Origin of the sequence: Snodgrassella alvi wkB2, assembly GCF_000600005.1 — a bacterium.
Taxonomy (GTDB): Bacteria; Pseudomonadota; Gammaproteobacteria; order Burkholderiales; family Neisseriaceae; genus Snodgrassella; species Snodgrassella alvi.
The window spans coordinates 520,932-539,452 of sequence record NZ_CP007446.1; the positions used below are offsets into that span (position 1 = coordinate 520,932).

Annotated in this window: 21 protein-coding genes and 1 tRNA gene; 15 read left to right on the top strand and 7 right to left on the bottom strand. The window is 38.1% G+C overall.

What is annotated here, in order from left to right; translation table 11 throughout:
- The first annotated feature begins 451 nt into the window (after positions 1–451).
- From ureA to SALWKB2_RS02320, 10 genes are all read left to right on the top strand, one after another.
- On the top strand, positions 452–754 hold the full coding sequence (gene ureA / locus SALWKB2_RS02275; protein WP_025330073.1) for an urease subunit gamma: 303 nt from the start codon (positions 452–454) through the stop codon (positions 752–754).
- A 91-nt stretch (positions 755–845) separates the two neighbouring features.
- Positions 846–1,160, top strand: a complete 315-nt coding sequence (locus SALWKB2_RS02280; RefSeq protein ID WP_025330074.1) for an urease subunit beta — start codon at positions 846–848, stop codon at positions 1,158–1,160.
- A 103-nt stretch (positions 1,161–1,263) separates the two neighbouring features.
- Positions 1,264–2,985, top strand: coding sequence for an urease subunit alpha (ureC, locus tag SALWKB2_RS02285; protein WP_025330075.1), 1,722 nt, complete (start codon positions 1,264–1,266; stop codon positions 2,983–2,985).
- 20 nt (positions 2,986–3,005) lie between these two features.
- Positions 3,006–3,506 (top strand): hypothetical protein, encoded by a 501-nt coding sequence (locus SALWKB2_RS02290; protein WP_025330076.1) that lies wholly within the window; start codon positions 3,006–3,008, stop codon positions 3,504–3,506.
- A complete protein-coding gene (gene ureE, locus SALWKB2_RS02295) occupies positions 3,503–4,018 on the top strand; it encodes an urease accessory protein UreE (RefSeq protein ID WP_038648657.1) in 516 nt (171 codons plus the stop codon). Before SALWKB2_RS02290 ends, ureE begins: the two co-directional genes overlap by 4 nt.
- Before the next feature lie 13 nt (positions 4,019–4,031).
- On the top strand, positions 4,032–4,751 hold the full coding sequence (locus SALWKB2_RS02300; RefSeq protein WP_038648660.1) for an urease accessory protein UreF: 720 nt from the start codon (positions 4,032–4,034) through the stop codon (positions 4,749–4,751).
- Between the two features lie 22 nt (positions 4,752–4,773).
- A complete protein-coding gene (locus SALWKB2_RS02305; RefSeq protein ID WP_025330079.1) occupies positions 4,774–5,331 on the top strand; it encodes a HupE/UreJ family protein in 558 nt (185 codons plus the stop codon).
- Positions 5,332–5,481: 150 nt separating this feature from the next.
- A complete protein-coding gene (gene ureG / locus SALWKB2_RS02310) occupies positions 5,482–6,117 on the top strand; it encodes an urease accessory protein UreG (protein ID WP_025330080.1) in 636 nt (211 codons plus the stop codon).
- On the top strand, positions 6,117–6,929 hold the full coding sequence (locus SALWKB2_RS02315; protein ID WP_025330081.1) for an urease accessory protein UreD: 813 nt from the start codon (positions 6,117–6,119) through the stop codon (positions 6,927–6,929). Before ureG ends, SALWKB2_RS02315 begins: the two co-directional genes overlap by 1 nt.
- Positions 6,930–7,185: 256 nt before the next feature.
- The gene (locus tag SALWKB2_RS02320) at positions 7,186–8,295 is read left to right on the top strand and encodes an EVE domain-containing protein (protein ID WP_025330082.1); all 1,110 of its coding nucleotides are present in this window, start codon (positions 7,186–7,188) and stop codon (positions 8,293–8,295) included.
- Positions 8,296–8,395: 100 nt separating this feature from the next.
- Here the strand turns inward: SALWKB2_RS02320 and SALWKB2_RS02325 are convergent, their stop codons facing one another.
- The 6 genes from SALWKB2_RS02325 to mltG are packed head-to-tail and all read right to left on the bottom strand — an operon-like array spanning position 8,396 to position 12,967.
- Positions 8,396–9,187: an MBL fold metallo-hydrolase gene (locus SALWKB2_RS02325; protein WP_038648665.1), complete on the bottom strand. Its 792-nt coding sequence runs from the start codon at positions 9,185–9,187 to the stop codon at positions 8,396–8,398.
- Positions 9,188–9,189: 2 nt separating this feature from the next.
- Positions 9,190–9,966, bottom strand: a complete 777-nt coding sequence (locus tag SALWKB2_RS02330) for a TatD family hydrolase (protein ID WP_025330084.1) — start codon at positions 9,964–9,966, stop codon at positions 9,190–9,192.
- Positions 9,966–10,325: a PilZ domain-containing protein gene (locus tag SALWKB2_RS02335; RefSeq protein ID WP_025330085.1), complete on the bottom strand. Its 360-nt coding sequence runs from the start codon at positions 10,323–10,325 to the stop codon at positions 9,966–9,968. The genes SALWKB2_RS02330 and SALWKB2_RS02335 overlap by 1 nt, the downstream gene beginning before the upstream one ends.
- A gap of 9 nt (positions 10,326–10,334) precedes the next feature.
- Positions 10,335–11,324 carry a DNA polymerase III subunit delta' gene (gene holB / locus SALWKB2_RS02340; RefSeq protein WP_025330086.1) on the bottom strand — a complete coding sequence of 330 codons (990 nt, stop codon included), beginning with the start codon at positions 11,322–11,324 and terminating at the stop codon, positions 10,335–10,337.
- Positions 11,321–11,947: a dTMP kinase gene (gene tmk / locus SALWKB2_RS02345; RefSeq protein ID WP_025330087.1), complete on the bottom strand. Its 627-nt coding sequence runs from the start codon at positions 11,945–11,947 to the stop codon at positions 11,321–11,323. Before tmk ends, holB begins: the two co-directional genes overlap by 4 nt.
- A gap of 15 nt (positions 11,948–11,962) precedes the next feature.
- Positions 11,963–12,967, bottom strand: a complete 1,005-nt coding sequence (gene mltG, locus SALWKB2_RS02350; RefSeq protein ID WP_025330088.1) for an endolytic transglycosylase MltG — start codon at positions 12,965–12,967, stop codon at positions 11,963–11,965.
- A gap of 238 nt (positions 12,968–13,205) precedes the next feature.
- On the opposite strand from mltG, the gene SALWKB2_RS02355 reads away from it, so the two are divergent.
- A tRNA-Ala gene (locus SALWKB2_RS02355) sits at positions 13,206–13,281 on the top strand.
- Positions 13,282–13,352: 71 nt separating this feature from the next.
- Here the strand turns inward: SALWKB2_RS02355 and SALWKB2_RS02360 are convergent.
- Positions 13,353–13,919 carry a site-specific integrase gene (locus SALWKB2_RS02360; RefSeq protein WP_051506372.1) on the bottom strand — a complete coding sequence of 189 codons (567 nt, stop codon included), beginning with the start codon at positions 13,917–13,919 and terminating at the stop codon, positions 13,353–13,355.
- 318 nt (positions 13,920–14,237) lie between these two features.
- On the opposite strand from SALWKB2_RS02360, the gene SALWKB2_RS02365 reads away from it, so the two are divergent.
- From SALWKB2_RS02365 to SALWKB2_RS02380, 4 genes are all read left to right on the top strand, one after another.
- Positions 14,238–14,657, top strand: coding sequence for a DUF6911 family protein (locus tag SALWKB2_RS02365; protein ID WP_025330089.1), 420 nt, complete (start codon positions 14,238–14,240; stop codon positions 14,655–14,657).
- Positions 14,658–14,977: 320 nt separating this feature from the next.
- Positions 14,978–15,577, top strand: coding sequence for a hypothetical protein (locus SALWKB2_RS02370; protein ID WP_038648669.1), 600 nt, complete (start codon positions 14,978–14,980; stop codon positions 15,575–15,577).
- 1,301 nt (positions 15,578–16,878) lie between these two features.
- A complete protein-coding gene (locus SALWKB2_RS02375) occupies positions 16,879–17,283 on the top strand; it encodes a DUF4279 domain-containing protein (protein WP_025330091.1) in 405 nt (134 codons plus the stop codon).
- Between the two features lie 305 nt (positions 17,284–17,588).
- The gene (locus SALWKB2_RS02380) at positions 17,589–18,074 is read left to right on the top strand and encodes a DUF6911 family protein (protein ID WP_148295344.1); all 486 of its coding nucleotides are present in this window, start codon (positions 17,589–17,591) and stop codon (positions 18,072–18,074) included.
- Positions 18,075–18,521 lie beyond the last annotated feature (447 nt).

The following is an 18,521-nucleotide window of genomic DNA, read 5'->3' on the forward strand; positions in this document are numbered from 1 at the left end:
AATTAAATATTTTAAAATGCCTGCTTCTGTTACGGTATAAGTAATCAGAACAGGCATTTTTATATAAGGATTTACGATTTAACTGTACAAACTGTTTTATTTAAGTTTATTATGTTTTTATAACATTTGTTTAATAAATTTAAGTTTAAATAAGTATTTTGAAAGCTAATTTTTTAACTCAAATTTAATCAGATTATGAAATACATAAAACATTTTTTATGGTCAAGTGCCATATTTACTATTCCTATAACAAATGCTTTTGCGAATGTGGATGAAAATAGTACCACCTATAAAACTGGCTCCATCTTAGGAAGAATATTTTTAATTATTTTTCTAAGTCTGATCATTTATAAAATTTATCAATATTACAAAGATAGATAAATCTATCTAAGATATATAATAAAGTCATATAAAATTAATTCATCAATCCAATAATTTACAGAGAGAAACTATGCACTTAACCAGTCGTGAACAGGAAAAACTGATGCTGTTTCTGGCAGGAGAACTTGCGGCCAAACGCCGGGCGCGAGGAGTAAAACTAAACTATCCGGAAGCGATAGCTTATATCAGCAGCCAGCTACAAGAAGCTGCACGGGACGGTATGAGCGTGGCCGAACTTATGCAGTACGGAGCAACACTGCTCACCACTGCTGATGTTATGGAAGGTGTTGCCGATATGGTAGATGAAGTCCAGATTGAAGCTACTTTTCCGGACGGGACAAAGCTGGTTACCGTACATCAGCCTATCCGCTAAAATAAACGTCAGTTATTCTGAGATTAGCTGCAGGCGAATTATTATTAAACAGCAAATAATATCTGCTCAAAACAAATTCAGGAGAAACAGCATGATTCCGGGAGAATATATTCTGGCCGCAGATGACATTATGGCCAATCAGAACCGCCGTACAATGACCATTGTTGTCATTAATCGTGGTGATCGTCCGATACAAGTGGGTTCCCACTATCATTTTTATGAAACCAATCCGGCACTTGAGTTTGAGCGGGAACAGACACGCGGCATGCGTCTGAATGTTCCTTCCGGTAACGCAGTCCGGTTTGAACCCGGAGAATCGAAAACGGTAGAACTGACGGAATTTGGCGGGCACAAAAAAATATTTGGTTTTCATAATGCCATAAATGGCAGCGTAAACAGTGAATAATTTATCTGTCTGAGCAATAACAGATTGATGTATATATTCTGATTAATAGCAAAAATAACTTACCGAAAAATCGATACAAATTATTTAGACAGAGAAACCAGCTATGAGCCTGAAAATTTCCCGCCAGCAATATGTTGCTACTTACGGACCAACAGTAGGCGATAAAATACGTTTGGGTGATACCGAATTATTTGCAGAAGTAGAGCGTGATTTACTTACATATGGTGACGAAGGAAAATTCGGTGGTGGTAAATCCATCCGGGACGGAATGGCACAGTCTGCTACAGCACCACGCAGTAATGAAAATGTGCTTGATATGGTTATCACCAATGTACTGATAATCGACTATTGGGGCATTGTAAAAGCTGATATTGGTATTCGTGACGGCAAAATTGTTGCTGTAGGTCAGTCAGGTAATCCGGATACAATGGACGGAGTGCACCCCGGGATGATTATTGGTGCTGCTACCGAAGTGCATAATGGCGCCAACCTGATCGCGACCGCAGGCGGGATTGATACCCATATTCACTTTATTTCTCCGCAACAGATTACTCATGCCATCGAATCGGGTATTACTACTATGATTGGCGGTGGTACCGGTCCGGCCGATGGTACCAATGCCACCACTGTCACACCGGGCGCATGGCATATTCAGAAAATGTTACAGGCTGCTGAACAAGCGCCGGTTAACCTTGGTTTTTTCGGCAAAGGTAACTGTGGCACTCTGGAGCCGCTGCGTGAACAGATAAATGCCGGAGCACTGGGGTTAAAAATCCATGAAGACTGGGGTGCTACAGCCGCTGTCATCGATGCATCATTACGGGTGGCCGATGAGATGGATGTGCAGGTGGCAATTCATACTGATACGCTGAATGAAGGCGGTTTTCTTGAAGATACCATGCGAGCAATTAATGGTCGTGTAATCCATACCTTTCATACCGAAGGCGCAGGCGGCGGACATGCTCCGGATATTATCAGGGCTGCGATGTATCCGAATGTATTACCGGCTTCCACCAATCCTACCCGTCCGTTTACAGTTAATACTATAGACGAACATCTGGATATGTTGATGGTGTGTCATCATCTGGATAAAAGTGTAGCTGAAGATGTGGCGTTTGCTGATTCACGTATTCGTCCCGAAACCATTGCTGCCGAAGATATTTTGCATGATATGGGTGTATTTTCGATTATGAGTTCAGATTCGCAGGCTATGGGCAGAGTGGCAGAAGTCATTCTGCGAACATGGCAAACTGCCGATAAAATGAAACAGCAGCGCGGACGTCTGGCCGAAGAAACAGGTGCGAATGACAATTTCCGTATTAAGCGGTATCTGGCGAAATACACCATTAATCCGGCTATTGCTCAGGGTATTAGTGATTATGTCGGCTCAATTGAAGCAGGTAAAATTGCCGATTTGGTTCTGTGGAAACCGGCATTTTTTGGAGTTAAGCCGGAAATTATTATCAAGGGCGGCAGCATCAGTTATGCACGTATGGGTGATCCGAATGCCTCCATTCCGACACCGCAGCCAGTTATTTACCGGCCGATGTTTGGCGCGCTCGGACGTGCTGTTCAGGATACTGCCGTGTTATTTGTCTCTCAGGCAGGCGTGGATAATGATATTCGCAAAAAATACGGTTTATCTAAACAGACTCTGCCTGTACATAATTGCCGTGCAATCGGTAAAAAAGACCTGATTCACAATAATGCTATGCCGGAAATCAACGTAAATCCGGAAACTTATGAAGTGCAGGTGAATGGCGAACATATTACCTGTAAACCAGTAAATAGAGTGGCTTTGGCGCAGCGATATTTTCTGTTTTGATTTTATAGGAATCGAAATTTATGGAAATTTTCTATATATTTATGAAATCATGTTTAGAAATTAATTCTGAATGGAAAAAAATATTTTTTAAAAGTATTAAATTATCAACAGTGACTTTGATATTGTACAGTGATCCAGTTTGGACTCAAATAATTATTATGTTAAGTGATAAGCTGAGACTAAACAGTATTTATTTTGTATCAATAATTTTATTTTTGTTTTCGATAATATTTAATTTTTTGTTTAATTTAAATACAAATAAATCACATGTCATTAATCCGGATTTAATAAAACTCCTGAAAAAAAGTGTATTCAATTTATATATTGTTTTTTTTGCCACTTTAAATAATACGTTTATATGGTCATTGAAAAATTTTTCTGAAATTGATAATTTTTTAATTATAAGTGTCAAAATTTTTATTATTGGGGTAATTGGTGCTATTTCTTTTAATGCAATTGATTTTTTAATTAATCAATTTGAAGCTCGTTCTGAGCAAAATAACGAATTAAGCTTAAAATGAATCTAATTATCCAAACCATTATCGGCAATCTGCAAACACTTACACAGGAGAAGCAGATTACTACTCAGATGCTGGATACTGTCTGTCTGCAATGGTTTGAAGCAGACCGGCGCATTATCCGAACTACAACTGCCGGTGGGCGCGAAATTGCTTTTCGCCTGCTGAAAGAGGGGCAGCGACTGCATCATGATGATGTGGTTTATCTGGATAAACAGCTGGTCATTGCAGTGCAAATCGAACCAAGTGACGTCATGGTACTTGCTCCGCAAACTTTGCCGGAAATGGCACGTGCCTGCTATGAAATCGGCAATAAACACACACCATTGTTTCTGGATGGTAATGAATTACTGTTGCCGTTTGATAAACCTTTATTTGAGTGGCTGCAGGCTGCCGGATTTGCACCGACACGTCAGCAACGAAGATTAAGTGAACAGTTGCGGGCTAATTCAGCGCCGGGTATCGGCGCAGGACACAGCCATAGCCATGATATAACCGGTCATCACCATCATTAATGAATTGCACTATATGTCCGGCTCAGACCGAAAAATTGATATTGAAACACTGACACGTGCAGGATTATTGCTGCAACTGGCCGACCCGACGCTACCAATCGGTGGTTTTAACCATTCCGGAGGGCTGGAGACTTTTGTTCAGCAGGGCATTATTTATGATGCTGTTACACTGAAAGCATTTGCTGAAACACAGCTAAAGCAAAACTGGTTACATAATGATGGTGCTTACATGTCTCTGGCTTATACTGCCGCTACTGAACATAATCTGAATGTCCTGATATCTCTGGACAGGCAGATAGGGGCGACAAAAATCGCACGTGAATTACGGGAAAGCAGTTATAAGCTTGGCACACGCCTGCTGAAAATTTTTGTACCACATACCAGCTCAGCAATAGTGGCTTCCTATCAGGCTGCTTTAGCAGCACAACAGGTACGCGGGTTTTACCCGCTGGTATTTGGATTACTTGCTGCGTCCCTGCAACTGGATAAAGCGGCAGCATTGCAGGCATTTTATTACAATGCCGTAATAGGTTTAATTACCAACGGGGTTAAGCTGATACCGCTGAGCCAGATGGCCGGACAGGAAATGTTAATTGAATTGCATGCAGTAATAGCTCATATCGTTATTGCAAGTATGCAACCGCAACAACAGCAACTTGGCGCTACAACACTGGCAACGGACATTCGGGCAATGCAGCACGAACGTTTGTATAGCCGTTTGTATATGAGTTAATGTCTCAACACTGGAGGAAAATATGAAAAAAATATTTGCTTTATTATTATTAACCCCGGTATTTGCCTTTGCCCATCCCGGACACCTTACGGAAGGCTGGATGGCAGGTATTCAGCATCCGCTCAGTGGCTGGGATCATCTGCTGGCTATGGTAGCAGTGGGTTTATGGGCGGCAACTTTTCAGGGTAAAGCACGCTGGCTGATTCCTGTTACTTTTGTCAGTGTGATGACTGCCGGATTTGTGATGGGAGCACAGGATATCCGAATACCAATGCTGGAGCAGGGGATTGCCGTTTCCGTACTGGTATTGGGGCTAGCTGCGGCCTGGCTGAAAAAAGTACCGGCTGGTGCCGCTATGCTGCTGGTTGGCCTGTTTGCTTTGTTTCATGGTATTGCACATGGTGCCGAAATGGGCTCACATGGTGCATTCAGTTATGCCTGTGGCTTTATTATTGCAACGGCGGCTTTGCATGCCATCGGATTTGCACTGGGTACAGTAATGAGTAAACATCAGTGGGTATTACGTTTTACCGGCAGCGTGATTGGTCTGATTGGTTTCGGTATGCTGTTTGCAGGCTGATAACAATACCCGGATAAAATCAGTTCAGACAGAAATGGCTTCTGAACTGATTGTTTAATAAACAAGCTGTTCTGTCTGAATAGAAGCAGCTGAGTTAGTCGTGAAATACTGTATCAGACCGAGTAAACGGAATGGTGCAGAAGGAACACCATGCGTGAATACATTAAAATCGGCGTTGCCGGTCCGGTAGGTTCCGGTAAAACTGCACTGATTGAAAAACTTACCCGTCATATGGTTCAGGAATATAGTATTGCGGTGATTACCAATGATATCTATACGCAGGAAGATGCTGAATTTCTGACCAAAAACAGCCTGTTGCCACCAGAACGAATTATGGGCGTAGAAACCGGTGGCTGTCCGCATACTGCCATTCGTGAAGATGCCAGTATGAATCTGGAAGCAGTAGATGAAATGACAGCACGCTTTCCAGATATTCAGATAGTATTTATCGAAAGTGGCGGTGATAATCTTTCAGCTACTTTCAGCCCTGATCTGGCTGATGTTACGCTGTTTGTTATTGATGTGGCGCAGGGAGAAAAAATTCCGCGCAAAGGCGGACCGGGTATTACCCGTTCTGATTTGCTGGTTATCAATAAAACTGATTTAGCGCCGTATGTAGGTGCCAGCCTTGAAGTGATGCAGCATGATGCACAGCGTATGCGAAAAGGGCAGCCATTTGTATTTACCAATCTGATGGCAGAGGAAGGTATTAACACTGTAATCAAATGGATTAAAAAATACGCCTTACTTGAGAACACAGACGAACCAGCCGGTCTGATACGTTAATGCACAGCCGCTTACATCTATCTACTCAGCTAAACCGGCACGGACAGACTACCTTTGCCAGTTGCTTTTATACACCACCGCTGAAAATTTTGCCTTTACCGCAAATGATATCACCGGTATGGTCGCAGGCTTTGCCGGCGATACAAATGAGTTCATCACCGGGATTACTGGCAGGGGATAGTATTGGAATTGATATAGAGCTGGCGGAACAAACCCAATTGTATTTGTTTACCCAGGCATTTACCCGGGTGCAATCCATGCCGGCTGCTACGGAAGCACAGCAGCATACCCGTATCTGCTTGCATGAACACAGCCGGTTATGCTATCTGCCTCATCCATTGGTATTGCATCGTGATGCAGCTTTAACACAAACCATGCACATTACTCTGGCAGATAACTGTCAGCTCATTCTAGGTGAAATCATAGCCTGCGGTCGCGTGCTTAATCAGGAAAGCTGGGATTTTCGCTATCTGTCTTCACGCATTAATATTGATTACCGGCAGCAGGCATTGCTTAATGACAATATATACTGGCATCCGCACCAGCAGCCGTTAAATGTACTGGGACAGATGGAGCAATATACCCATCAGGCTTGTCTTTACTATGTCAATACCGCTGCCAGCAAAAACGAAATCCGGCAACTGGTTAACGAAATCTATTCTGCACTACAGCCAGACTGGCCGTTAGAAAATAATCAATATCTGTGGGGGATTACTCAGGCGGCCGATTGTGCTTTATGTATGCGTGCATTAGGGTTGAGCGCAGAAACGTTACAGCAGATATTAAAACAAACAGCACGTTATTTAAGTTAATACAATCTTATACTGATCCGGAAAATGATTAGAATGAGTTGATACTATTGTTAGTTATTTAATATTTTTATGTCAATATCTTTTGTTTTTAGGTAATATAAATAAACAAAATTTTATCTGATATGCATAATTCTCAACTTCACTAATAACTTTAAAGTAATTATTAGCACTAATTTTGATAATTGCTATGGTAATTCCAGTAAGTGAGATATAAATAAAATAGTTATGATGTTTAAAATTGTAAAAGATATAACTTATGACTTATTACATAAATCTTTTTTCCCCTGAAACCTATGAAGCTTTTACTCATTCTGATAGAACTGTTAGTGGTTTTCGTATCAAGCATCACGGTTTAGCAGCAAAGCTTAAAACCGGAGATATCCTAGTTTGTTATATTACTCGATTATCTCGCTGGTGTGGTTTGCTTGAAGTGATTGATAATTGTCCATTTCAGGATAATACTCCTATTTTTGTAGAAAATAATGATCCGTTTATTTTGCGTTTTCATGTGCGAACAAAAGTATGGTTATCCTTGCCTGATTCAATCCCTATTCATGACGATAAAATTTGGCAGCATCTTTCTTTTACTCAGTCATATCCTAAAAACAGTGGTATCTGGACTGGTATTCTGCGAAACAGTTTAAATAAACTTAATGATAAAGACGGAGAGTTATTGGCAGAGATGCTATCGATGCAGGCTAATAATCCTTTTCCATATCCTTTAGATGAAAAAGAGCTGAAAAATTTAAAAAAACATACCGTAAATCGTGTTGAAAAAGTTGTTGAAGTTTCTGTACCTGAAAATGAAGAATCTTTAGAAAATAATGAAATATGCATAAATAATGATGTCCGTGAATCAATTAAAATGCAGGCATTACTGGCTCAGATAGGAGCTTGTATGGGACATCGAATTTGGTTACCTAAAGCAGATCGCAGCAGAGTCTTAAAAGAATGGAAAAAAGATACCGAAGCTTTATTGGACAGATTACCGCTTAATTATGATGAGACGACATTAAGTACGATTGAACAAATAGATGTTATTTGGTTAAAAGGGCGTTCAATTATTCGGGCGTTCGAAATAGAGCAAACGACCTCAGTATATTCTGGTTTATTGAGAATGGCCGATTTACTTGCACTGCAACCAAATATGAATATTAAATTACATATTGTTGCACCCGATTACCGGCAGGAAAAAGTTTTTCAGGAAATACTCAGACCGGTGTTTTCTCTATTGGAAAAAGGTCCTTTATCTGAAAGTTGTAGCTATATTTCTTATAGTAAGTTAAAAGAACTGAGTAAACAAAAACACTTAGATAGAATGAATGATGGGGTATTGGATGATTATGATGAGCAAGCAGAATTATAATTTTGATTTATTTTTCAAGATTTAAATTGATGATTTTTATAATTAAAATATAGTAAAAATTTATTATTAGTAATGTTAAGATATTTATGATAAAAGTATATTAATAATAGCTACTTACAATTAAACCATCATAAGCCGGTGCGCAGTTTTTGGGGCAGCGATGCTTGAGTGCGTGATATTCCTGATTATGAGTCATATGAATAAAGTAAGTTTGTCTGGCATTGATACGCTTAGCATAAGTAAAAGCTTGTTCAGTACTCAGATGACTTGGATATGGGGTATCCATCAGGCAATCAAGAAAGAGATAATCCAGCCCGTTTAAGTACGGAAATATAGATTCATCTATATGGTTAAGATCGGTAAACCAGGCGATGTTGCCAATACGAAAGGCACTGGTTGTCCAACTACCATGCGGCACACCGAAGTGCCATACAGGTACACCTTCAATAGTCAGAACGCTATTTTTACCTTGATTCAATGGCAGTTCATATGCACGTAATACCGGCCGGTTCCAATGGTTATTCTGCTCCAGAAAGGCATAATCGAAACGGTTCTGAATATTGGACAAGGTGTCATGGTGTCCGTAAATAGGAATAGCTGCGCGTTGTCTGTAGCAGAATGCACGCAAATCATCAATGCCATTAAGGTGGTCTGCATGCGGATGAGTATAAAGCACCCCATCGATACGCTGCAGTTTATGTTGTAAGGCCTGATGGTAAAAATCAGTTCCAGTATCAATTTGCCAGTATTGTTTACCAATCTGTACATGTGCACTGCAACGGGTACGCCGGTTTTTGGGATCTGTGCTGGTACATGCAGGACAGTCACACCCGATAACCGGTGTACCGGATGAGCTGCCGCAGCCAAGTACAGTAACGGTAATCTGTGTCATGACTAATTGCTGATTGGCGGAATTTTATTAAAAAGCCGATAGGTATTAGCCGTTGTAGCTTCTTCAATTCTGGTGATGGTGTCTCCGCGCAGATGTGCTACAAATTCGGCAGTATAACGCACATAAGCTGGTTCATTTTGTTTACCGCGTTTAGGCACAGGTGCCAGATAGGGAGCATCAGTTTCAACCAGTATCCGGTCTAACGGAACATAGCGACAGGCTTCCTGTATCTGTCTGGCATTTTTAAAGGTTACAATTCCGGAAAAGGAAATATAAAAACCCAAATCCAGTACAGCTTTGGCAAATGCAGTATCTTCTGTAAAACAGTGAATCACACCTTGTTGTGCTTGATTTTCATGCAATAGGCGCAATGTATCGCTGGCAGCTTCCCGGGTATGGATAATCAGAGGCAAGCCGGTCTGATTAGATGCCTGAATATGCGTACTGAAGCGCTGATGCTGCCATGCCAGATCTCCGCTACACCAATGATAATCGAGTCCGGTTTCTCCAATACCTACTACTTTTGGATGTTGGGCAGCAGCAACCAATTCATCCACGCTCATTTCTACTGAATTCTGATCTTCAGGATGAACACCAACACTGGCAAACAGATTGGTATGCTGTTCTGCCAGCGCCAGTACTTCAGCAGCGCTGGTACGGTCTACACTAATAGCAATAGCCTGACCTATGTCTGCCTGAACCATATTGTCCAGTATTTGCGGCAATCTGGCTGCCAGATCAGGCATATTTAAATGGCAGTGTGAATCGATAAGCATGATTACAAAGTATAGGTAGGGCGTTCGCTTAACAGTATTCCGGGCAAAATATCTTCAATTGACTGCTTTACTGCAATGCTATCTTCATCTTTACCAAATGCCAGCCCGATTCCCTGTGGCTGCCCGGTGGAAGTGGTAGCAGTGTTGATCCATACTACTGTGGTACGCAAATATTTGGCTTCGTTGAATTCTGGCAAGTTAACGACCAGTAATACTTCTTCACCCATATTAAATGTATCAGTGGTAGGGGCAAACAGACCGCCATGCTGCAGAAAAGCCATGTAACTGCGATACAGTTCCGGTTTGTCGGGTATCGTTAAATTGAGCATTTTGCCCGGCAGATTAACAGGAGCTTCAGCCATAGATTTCCTTTAAGATTTTGTGTTTTTTTGCTGCCAAATATTCAGATATTCAATTAATAAATCTTCCAGCTGCATTTTAACATTGAGTGTATGTTTACCGTAAGGGGTAAGTTTGTTTACTTTATCAATTAAGGCAAACAACGATAATGTATCTGCTTGCCGGCTAATCTCATTTAACGCTTTACTCCATGCAGGGTAATACATGGGTTGCATATTTTGCTGGGCTAGTGACAGATCAAGTAACCATTTAGCCAGCCAGTCGAGAAAAGTAGCCAGTGCCAGTTTGTGTTTATCAAAAGTAGCGGCATAATCCAATAAAGCAATCAGACGCGGCTTAACCAGCAAGGTAATTAATTCGTTACGCAGCCGGGTATGGCTGTCGTTTTCATTAAACAAGGGGGCTCCGCCGTGAAAGGCTAGCAGTTCAGCTGCATTATCTCCGTGTTGCTGCTGTGCATAAGCCAGTGCCTGTGCAGGCGCCGGTATGGTCAACACCACTTGCCGGCAGCGGCTTTTAATTGTTGGTAACAGACGGTCTTTCTGATGGCTTACCAGAATAAATACCATACCTTGCGGCGGTTCTTCCAGAATTTTCAGCAGGGCGTTGGCTGCCTGCAGATTCATATTTTCTGCCGGATAAATCAGAGCTACACGCTTGCCGCCACGATGAGCACTCAGATGAGCAAAATCCAGAACGTCCCGTATAGTTTCTACCTTAATCAGTGGCTGTTTACGTTCTCCGCCTTCGCCATCTGTTTCATCGGGGGTAACCAACAGAAAATCGGGATGGCTGTGCTGACTGTATAAATGACAGGATGTACATTCACCACACGGCTGATGGTTAGTACCCAGCGACTCGCACAATAATGCTTGTGCCAGATATTCAGCAAATTCCCGTTTACCAATTCCCGGATGACCATAAAGCAGCCATGCATGCGGTTGTTGCTGCCAGTGTCGGGCTATCTGTTGCCAGACTGGTTCAAGCCATGGATAAATCATGAATCTAATCCAAACAACTGTGCTAATCCTTGGTTAATTTGCTGTGCCACATCCTGAAGATTCAAACTGCTATCAATAATAGAATAGCGTTGGGGTGTGGCCGCAGCTCGTTCCAGATAGACAGCGCGAGTGTGCTCAAAAAACGCAGTATCCAGTTGTTCAAAGCGGTCAGGATGGCTATTTTGGCTGAGACGTTGCTGTGCAACTGTAAGAGGTACATCCAGTAATAAAGTTAAATCGGGCTGAAAACCTTGCTGCACCCAGTTTTCCAGAATAGTGATATCTGTCAGCGGTAAACCACGACCACCTCCCTGATAGGCGAATGTAGCATCGGTAAAACGATCACTGACTACATGTATGCCTTTTTCCAGTGCCGGTTTAATAACCTCATCCAGATGCTGCTGGCGTGCAGCAAATATCATCAGAGTTTCAGTACGGGCATTAGCATGAGTAGCCGGGTTTAATAATAATTCGCGTAATGCCTCACCAATGGGCGTACCGCCGGGTTCACGGGTAAAGAGTACCGGCAGCTGATGTTTTTCAAACCAGTTACGTATGGTATTGAGGTTGGTTGATTTACCGGCACCGTCAATTCCATCCAGAGTAATAAATTTTGCTTTCATCTATAGTTAACCCGGTTAATGCTTTTTCAGAATATATTGGCGGACAGCAGCATTGTGTTCATTCAGATTGTGGCTGAACTGGCTGCGTCCTGTACCATCATTTCGCGCTACAAAGTAAAGATAATTGTTACTGGCCGGATGTGCCGCTGCTTCGAGTGCTGCTTTACCCGGCAACGCAATAGGAGTAGGCGGCAGACCGGAACGAGTATAAGTATTGTATGGTGTATCACGGCGCAAATCCGCTTTTCCAATCTTGCCTTTATAACGGGAACCCATACCATAAATGACAGTAGGATCTGTTTGTAATCTCATGTGCTGATTCAGCCGGTTAACAAATACAGCTGCCACATTGTTTCTGTCTTCAGCATGGCCGGTTTCTTTTTCGATCAGGCTGGCCATAATTAGTAAATCATAGGCAGACTGATAGGGTAAATCACTGCGACGCTCTTCCCATGCAGCCTGTAAATGTCGCTGCATCGTATTAAATGCCTGCTGATAAAGAGATAAATCACTACTGTCTGAACTAATATCATAAGTAGCCGGAAAAAACAGCCCCTCCGCCTGAGTGTAATTACTTTCAGCATTTAGCTGCTGTAGCAATTTGTTGTCAGGCCAGTCTTTCGTAATATGCTCAATATCCGGTGTGTTATCAATTAACCTGCGCATTTGCGCAAATGTACTGCCTTCAATAATCTGCACCGTAATACTGTCTGGTTTACCGTTGCGCAGCCTTTGTAAAATCTGCCAGCTGGAAGCTGAATGGGGAATGCGATAATTACCCCGATTGATTTTATCTCCCATACCCAGCATATAAGCAGTACCGACAAAAACCCAGCGGCTATAAATCACATCATTAGCAGATAAATTACGACTTACTCCGCTAATGCCGTAGCCAGCCGGTATTTTTAACCGATAGCCTGTATTGCTTTTAGGCAGGAATAAAAGTGTTACCCACACCAGCGCAAATACCAGTAAGCCTGTTAATATTAAAAGTATAGTCTGTCTTTTTTTGCGCTGCATAAACGCTTTCCTGTTTGAGAACAAAAAATCTGGGTTAGCATGTAAGTATAAATTTAATTATCAAATGCGACTACTTTATCAATTCATGTTTATACGGGATAAGTGTTATATTCAAAAATCATACCGGTTGAAAACCATATTTTCTCTCATTCTCAGCAAAGATTGAATCAGGGCTTGCAAAATTCGGTAGTTCAGGTAAAATGCGCAACCTATTCAGCAGTAACTCGCTGCACACAGTGGGGGTATAGCTCAGTTGGTAGAGCGCTTGCATGGCATGCAAGAGGTCAGCGGTTCGATCCCGCTTACCTCCACCAATTTACATTAAAGATTCAATGATTTAGGCCACATTAGCACTGTGGCTTTTTTTATTGAAGCTTGGCTGGTGTCAATTTGGTGTCAATTTGGTGTCAAATTGCGCCGAGTTTGCCGCGTACTGTTTTAAGTGATCAACATTCATGTGCGCATATCTTTTTACCATCTTTTCACTGGACCAGCCGCCTAACTCAGTTAGTTGCCGGGTGGGTGTCCCTTGTACTGCGTGATTAGTCGCCCACGTATGCCGGTTATCATGAAATGTATAATTTTCAATCTTAGCCCGCTTTAAAGCTTTTTTCCATGCGGTGCCAGCAGGGTTTTTAATTGGCTTACCGTTGTAAGTAAAGACATTCGTTTTATGCTTACCTCGCTGGCTTAAAATTGCGCTCATGGCTTCATCATTTAGCTGAATTCCTATGGGCTTTGATGATTTTGCCTGAGTAGCAAAAATCCATGCGATCCTTCGCGATAAATCAATTTGCGACCATTTCAAGCCTGCAACATTCGCCCTTTTTAAACTTGTCGCCAGTGCAAAAGTTACAATTGGTTTTAAATGCTCTGGCAGCTCCTTGAACAATCTTTCTTTTTCCAAAGTGGCTCTTGGTTCCGGCTCCTTGAGCATTTCAATATCTGGCATTTTAGATAGCTATCCCCATTTATTAGCAGCTAATAAAACTGTTTTAACTTGGTTTAAATAATGACGCAATCAAGAAATCCTGGTTTTTAAGCCGGGTTTTTTATAAGTGATTAACTTAAACAAGTGAGTATTCTGAATTATAAAAGAGGTAAATTAATAGGATTGACACCTTTATAAAAATATTAAGAATAAAATATCTTAATTGAAATTGACATTAAAATTTAATATCAAATTAATCTAATAAAAACAGAAAATCAATGAGATAATATGAACATATTGGGAAGCATCTGTGAAAATATAAAATGATGAGATAGTAAAATGAGAAATTTATTTGAATTTAAAGGAGTGTTATTCGGGTGCATCAGAAGAAAAATTCTATCTGATAAAGGAATTCATATTGATAACACTACATTAGCAGACATTAATGATACTTTAAATTTATTTGTATCTTCGACCGGCTCCCTTTATTTAAGCCAATATAAGCAGATAGGTTTCGAACCTTATCAATTAATTCTTTACTCACAAAATCGGAAATATATGGTGATGTTTGCATATGTTAGTGTAGGAACTGATGATGAAATCAGAACTTTTTATGATCCGACACGCCCCAAAATCATGGTAGATATGCTTGGTGATAATTGGGATAATAGAATGATTGTCGACGATTTTAGTCTGGTTAGGAGAGCTTTTACTGAATTTTATTTAACAGGTGATATTGATCGTGAAATAGTTTCTTAATAACTAAAAAGCCCCGGTTAACCGGGACTTTATAATTAAAAGTAAATCAGTTAACAATATCATTTTTCTTAATATGTCTTGTTAAGAAACGATATAGAATTGGATTAATACAGCATTATAACGATAAGGAATGATCGCAAAAAGAATTTACTCAAGTGATTTAGTAAATTAATTGTTTAAAGATTGATATTGCTATAGAAAAGATTCATTTGATCGATTTCTTCAGATTAAGAAATGGATGAGATAGTTCTGAAGAAAAGAAACTAGTAGTATGAAAATCGTAATAGTTGTTGAGTGACATTTCCTAAGGATAAATTCAGATGATTATTGAAGATTTAAATATAAACTGGAAAGCAGATGGTTTATCAACATATGATTGGCCTGCAATGGATAAAAATGGAAAAATTGCAATAATGGTGAATGAATCTTGGGGAGATTTACCTAAAGCTCTATTATCCAATGATAATGCAAAATCATTACTAAATCCTTTTTTTGAACACATCTATGAAGGTCTGGATGAATATAGTCAATATTCATACAACAAACATGGACAAACAATATTGGATTTATATACTAATAATTATACGGATTTAAAAAAAAGGAAAGATGTTGAAAAGTCAGTAGCAAAGTTATCTAAGCAGAAGGTACTTTTAGATGAGGGACTATCTGCAAAAAAGGGGGTGTTTGTATATTATGGATTTCTTGATTATGAGGAAAATTATTTTTTAGTTGATTATATAGGAAAAATTAAAACCGGGGATTATTATAGATCTTATCTTCCAACAATCTATGCTTCAATCGAAGATTTACCGAAAGAGTTGTGGCCGGTAATCGTCGTATCTGATACGGTGGATTTTACAAAAGATAGAATATTCGATAATGATAAAATTAGTGAGTATTTTCCCAGAATGTTTAGCTAAAATATAGTTTAATTAAAAGCTCAGCTTATGCTGGGCTTTTATAATTTAAAGAATCTGGAAAATTATTATTATTTAATGGAACTGAAAATTTTTAAGAAGGAAAATATTATCGTGAAAGAACATGTGCTAAGGTAGTCAGTAAAAACATTGATTCTTTAAATATTTATAGACTATTAAAAAAGTAACTTAACAAGGCAGGAATACCCACTAAGTATGTCTGGACGATTCCCAAAAAGGGAAAAAATAATGGATAAAAGAGAAATTTATATAGAGATACTTTATTGGGCATTACTCATATTAGAAATCTTCAAACTCATGGTATGCTTTAAAAAACTTTGGATAAATCCTGCTGTTTAGAAGCTCAACTGGTACATAATTTGCCATTAAAACTTTTGAATTCAGATTTTAATGAATCTGATGTGCATTTTTTGAATTATCAGGCTAAATATTATTTTGAAAATTGTAATAATAGAATATCACCAAACTATAATATACATATTGAATGTATTAAAAAATTATTTAAATTAGTTCCCGATGAATTAAAAGGAATACTTGAATGGAGTCGTCCTTAATTCTTAAAAAAAATTAAGCATTAAATAAAGCTAATATAAAGTCCCTGTTCTCAAACAGAGACTTTTTTACCATAAGTAATATACAAAAAGTTCATTTAAATCCCAGTTTTGCTAAAAAATTATTCTGCTAGACTTTTCTTTTCAAAGCAAAGCAATATTTTATATATATATTACTCATAATTTTATAAATCTATCTTCTAAAATTATGATGTTTACACGAAATAAGATAAACAAATTCAGCTAATTACAAAAATGGTTATATAAACCAATATGACTAACATACGAAATTTTCTCCTTATAGAAACTTGGATATAAATTTTATTACTGTGCCTATTTTAGTATTTTGAATTGCAAATAAGAAGCTATGTAGTAGGAATAAGCTAAAGCATATTACTGGTATATGGAAAAAAATAAAATTTAAATAAAAGAAATATAGCTACTTTTGATGTGCCAAAGCTTATTGATAATAGTCGGAATAGAAAATGTTAAAATAAATAATGCTTATTGCAGAAAAGCAATATCTGAATCACTTGAACCAGTTTAAAATAAAAGTTAGGGAAAATCTAAAAATGCAAAAGATAATTATTTAAATAAAAGGATTATGTACATAAATTCGTAGTTAGAAAGAAATAGTTGAAATAGTAAATAAATATACATAAATTATGAATATTCAGGCATGGTGGAACTGAAAATGGTATTCTAAATGGGTATTAATGATAGGATTATAAAATGTTACAAACTGAAGTGATTATTGAATTTATCATATGCGGACCAGATTTTAATCCAGATAGTATAACCAAATTACTTGAAATTTCGCCTACAAAATATACTATCAGGGGAAGTATGAAAAATTGCAAATATAGCCCGGCTATAGAAACCACCTGGTGTTTACAGCATTGTATAAATTCACTAAATGATCTGGATCATCAAGTACGTCAGATAATTGATAGGATTGAAAACAAATTAAATATATTATTAAAATTTAAAGAAGAGAATGATATAGATTTTATATTTACAATTTATGGTCATGTATATAAGAATGAACAGCGATCAGACATATATTTGAAAAAAAATACGTTAGATTTCATATCTGATTTAGGTAGTAAATTAACGATAGATATCGAATTTTGGTAAATAGATATATTAATATTTTTCAATAAACTATTATAAAAAGTGAATTAAAAATCAAAAAATCCTGGTTTTCAAGCCGGGATTTTTTTAAGTGATTAACTAAAGCAAATGAGTATTCTGATTTATAAAAGAGGGAAATTAATAGGATTGGGCACATTTATAATAACATTAAAAGTAAAATATTTTAATATAAATTGACATTCAAAATTTAGTATCAAATTAATCTAATAAAAACTGAAAATCAATGCGATAATATGAACATATTAGGAAGTATATATGAAATATACAAAACGATGGAGATAGTAAAAATGAAAAACTCATTCGAATTTAAAGGTAGGTTGTACGGTGAAGAAATAGATATGAGTCAACCTACATTAGCAGACATCTTTAAGGGTTTATTTAACCGAGTCACAAGAAGAAAAATTCAAGCTAATGAAACGGTTGGTATTAGTATTAATAATCCTTCATTAACAGAAATTAATGATACTTTAAATTTATTTGCATATGTCACAGGATGCCTTTATTTGGAACAATATAAGCAGAAAAGTTTCGAACCTTATCAATTAACTCTTTACTCTCAAAATCAGAAATATATGGTGATGTTTGCATATGTTAGTGTAGGGCCTGATGATGAAATCAGAACTTTTGATGATTCGACTCGCCCCAATATCATGGTAGATATGCTTGGTGATAATTGGAGTAATGCAATGATAGTCGACGATTTTAGTCTGGTTAGGAGAGCTTTTACTGAATTTTATTTAACAGGTGATATTGATCGTGAAATAGTTTCTTAATGATTAAAAAATCGATTAATTGAGTTTTTTTAGTTGAAAAATTAACTAAAAAATTAGTATTGAATATTACTAATATAATATCTTCAAATCTCCTCAAAATATATTCAGATACTCCGTTATCAAGAGTCATTGGATTTTAAGGTAAATAAAACAGAGTTAATTAAAACCTAAACCTGAAAAATAGCTGAATCTATATTTAAATTATCAGATAATTAATAATTTGAATATGTAAGTAACCTAGAAATTGAAATAAGTGATGCGAACAGTCAGAATTAAAAACCGGATTATCTATTTGTTCTGAATTCATGGTGCAAAACCAGTATCAAACCCATCAGTAAAGTGGGTAAAAATTGAAAAAAATTTGCCGGAAAATGATTTAAAAAAATTCTAAAATTAAGTTAATTGAATTGATAAAATATTAAGTTAGTGATATTTAATAAACATTTT